We start from the raw sequence: 2474 nt of genomic DNA, 5'->3' as shown, positions 1-2474 counted from the left end.
GCGCAGGCTTCCAGCTTTTCTGCGCTCCAAGCGAGGGTGGGTAATCAAACGACGTGGCGCCTGGTGTCGAAAGGAGGCTCGGCCGGCGCGCAGGCAGCACCTGGAATTTATAACGCTGTCACGGGTAACAGAGATCTACCGCTTGTTCGTGGTTATGCCGTGGCTACGGTGGATGCAGCCGGCACGTTTAAATCGTTGGGCACTTTCGACACCTATTCCGGCTCGGCAGGACGCGACAGCCTGGTAACGGCGTTGAATGCGTTGGGTAACACCGTCACGGTGATGGTCGTGACAGGAGACGAGCCGACTACCAACCTGGATAGCACGTTGCGCGCAGCGTTGATCCGGTGCGGGGCGACAGATCTCATGCTGAGCCGTATGCGCTATCGCGGGGCATATCTGCTTGTCGGAGTGCCCGCCACCGGGCCAGGTATCGAGCGCATGGCTGGCGTCGTAGTCAACGACCCGGACGCCTGGGTCGATTACACGGTCGACATCATTGGCGGTCGCCCGAAGGCCGCGACCGGCAAGGACGCGGCAACGGTTGTGCAGGCCAACGTGGCCACCGAGGCCGATGCGCGAGCGGCTGCGGATTCGGCGCTTTCGTCCCGTCTGGACACCGTGTCGGCAAGCTTGTCGACGACGAGCGCTGCTGTTACGAGCGAGGCCAGTGCCCGTGCCACGGCGGACACGGCACTCGGGCAGCGCATTGATACGGTGACGACTAAAGCGGATGCGGCGGCGACGGCCGTGCAAACGGAAGCGAAAGCGCGTGCCGACGGGGATACGGCGTTGGGGTCTCGGCTCGACACGGTTGTGGCCAGCTACGGCGCCGACGCTGCGAATATGTTTCCTAACCCGGTGCCAAGCGTGGACGTTTCGGGTTGGGCGGGTGGGCCGGTGGAACGTGTTTCGTCGACGGACGCCAGCGTGCCGCCTGGTGCGCCGACCCTCTGGGTCTTCAGCGGTGTCGGAGAGATCACCGGAACCGTTCCGAAGGCGGCAGCAGCAGGCCAGATGTTCTATTTCGAATCGTTGGTCGCTTCGAACACCGACAACCAAAAGATCGGTATCGGCGCGCGATGGGGCTACTATAAAGATGGCTCGCTACTGTCGTTAGGTTTGATCTCGGCAACACCGACGAAGACCTGGACGCGGATATCAGGTTACGTCACCGCGCCGAACAATACCGGAACAGCGCAGGCGCGAGTCTCTATCACCAATGGAAGCGCGGGAGCGCCCGTTTTCTTCACGAATTTTGTATGGCGACCGGCGGAGGCGGTTTCGCCAGTGCAGGCGGCAGTGACGAGTGAGGCGACGGCTCGGGCGGCGGCCGATAGTGCGCTTGGCACGCGGATCGATACTGTGACGGCGAGTCTTACCAGCGCGTCAGCGGCAATCACGGCGGAATCGAAAGCAAGAGCCGATGCTGACTCTGCGCAGGCGACCCAGATCACCGGGTTGCAGGCGCAGGTCGACAATCAGCGGCTACTTCGCGTCTCTTCAATCGGTAGTGGTAAGAGCGCAGAGTACGGGTCCGGCTTGTTCGATGCAGTAACCGGCCGCATCATCGCCGGCGCGGCGCGCAGCTGGATGCTAGCCACGGTCGACGCGGATGGCGTCGTCAAAGCGTTTGGGGCCTATGACGTCTATGGGACGGCGTCCAAGCGTACCGACTTCGTCAACGACTTGAATGCGTTGCCGCGTGGGGTGACGACTATTGTCTGGACGGCCGACGAGCCATCGAGCGGCATGAACGACGATATCCGCACGGCACTTGTGCGGCACGGTGCGACATCGGCCGTGCTCAAATCGATCGCATATCGTTCTGCCTATGTCCTCGTTGGTTTCCCGGATGCCGGCGAAGGTGGCGGGGTCGAGAAGTATTCGACAACTGGGGTCGTCTATCCGTTTGCAGTCGTTCGAGGTAAGCCCCTCGCAAGCGGTGGCAGTGCGCCGGCCGTGGCTGCGATGGCAGCCGTCACGACCGAGACTACGGCTCGGGCAGCGGCCGATAGTGCGCTGGGCACCAGGATTGACACGGTCTCGGCGAAAACCGATGCTGCGGCCGCTGCGGTGACGAGCGAGACAACGGCTCGCACGTCGGCCGATTCAGCCCTCGGGCAACGGGTGGACGGCGTGGTCTCGCGGGTGGGCACTGCGGAGGCGGCAATCCAGTCGAACGCGAGCGCGACGTCGACGCTCTCGGGAAAACTGGCTGCGTCCTACTCGCTTAAAACGCAGATCACGGCTGACGGCAAGCGGTACGCCGCCGGCTGGGCTTTGGGTGTCGAGGTGGACGCGGGCATTTCGCAATCACAGTTTCTCGTGATGGTGGATCGCTTTGCGGTGCTGTCGCCGGACGGCAAATCGACGGCCGTACCGTTCGCGATCGAGAGCGGGCAGATGATTGTGAACCGGGCGCTCATCAAGAACCTCGATGCAACCAACATCAATGTCGCGAACCTGTCGTC

Annotated in this window: 1 protein-coding gene; it reads left to right on the top strand. The window is 62.9% G+C overall.

The genetic code is table 11. The annotated features are described in order from the left end of the window. Window positions 1-159 precede the first annotated feature (159 nt). Window positions 160-2474: phage tail tip fiber protein (locus BLU54_RS22935; RefSeq protein ID WP_170845280.1), on the top strand; the 2315-nt coding region annotated here is incomplete at its 3' end.

The sequence above is a fragment of the Chitinasiproducens palmae genome (assembly GCF_900095735.1).
GTDB lineage: Bacteria > Pseudomonadota > Gammaproteobacteria > Burkholderiales > Burkholderiaceae > Chitinasiproducens > Chitinasiproducens palmae.
This window is presented reverse-complemented; position numbering and strand designations above follow the sequence as displayed.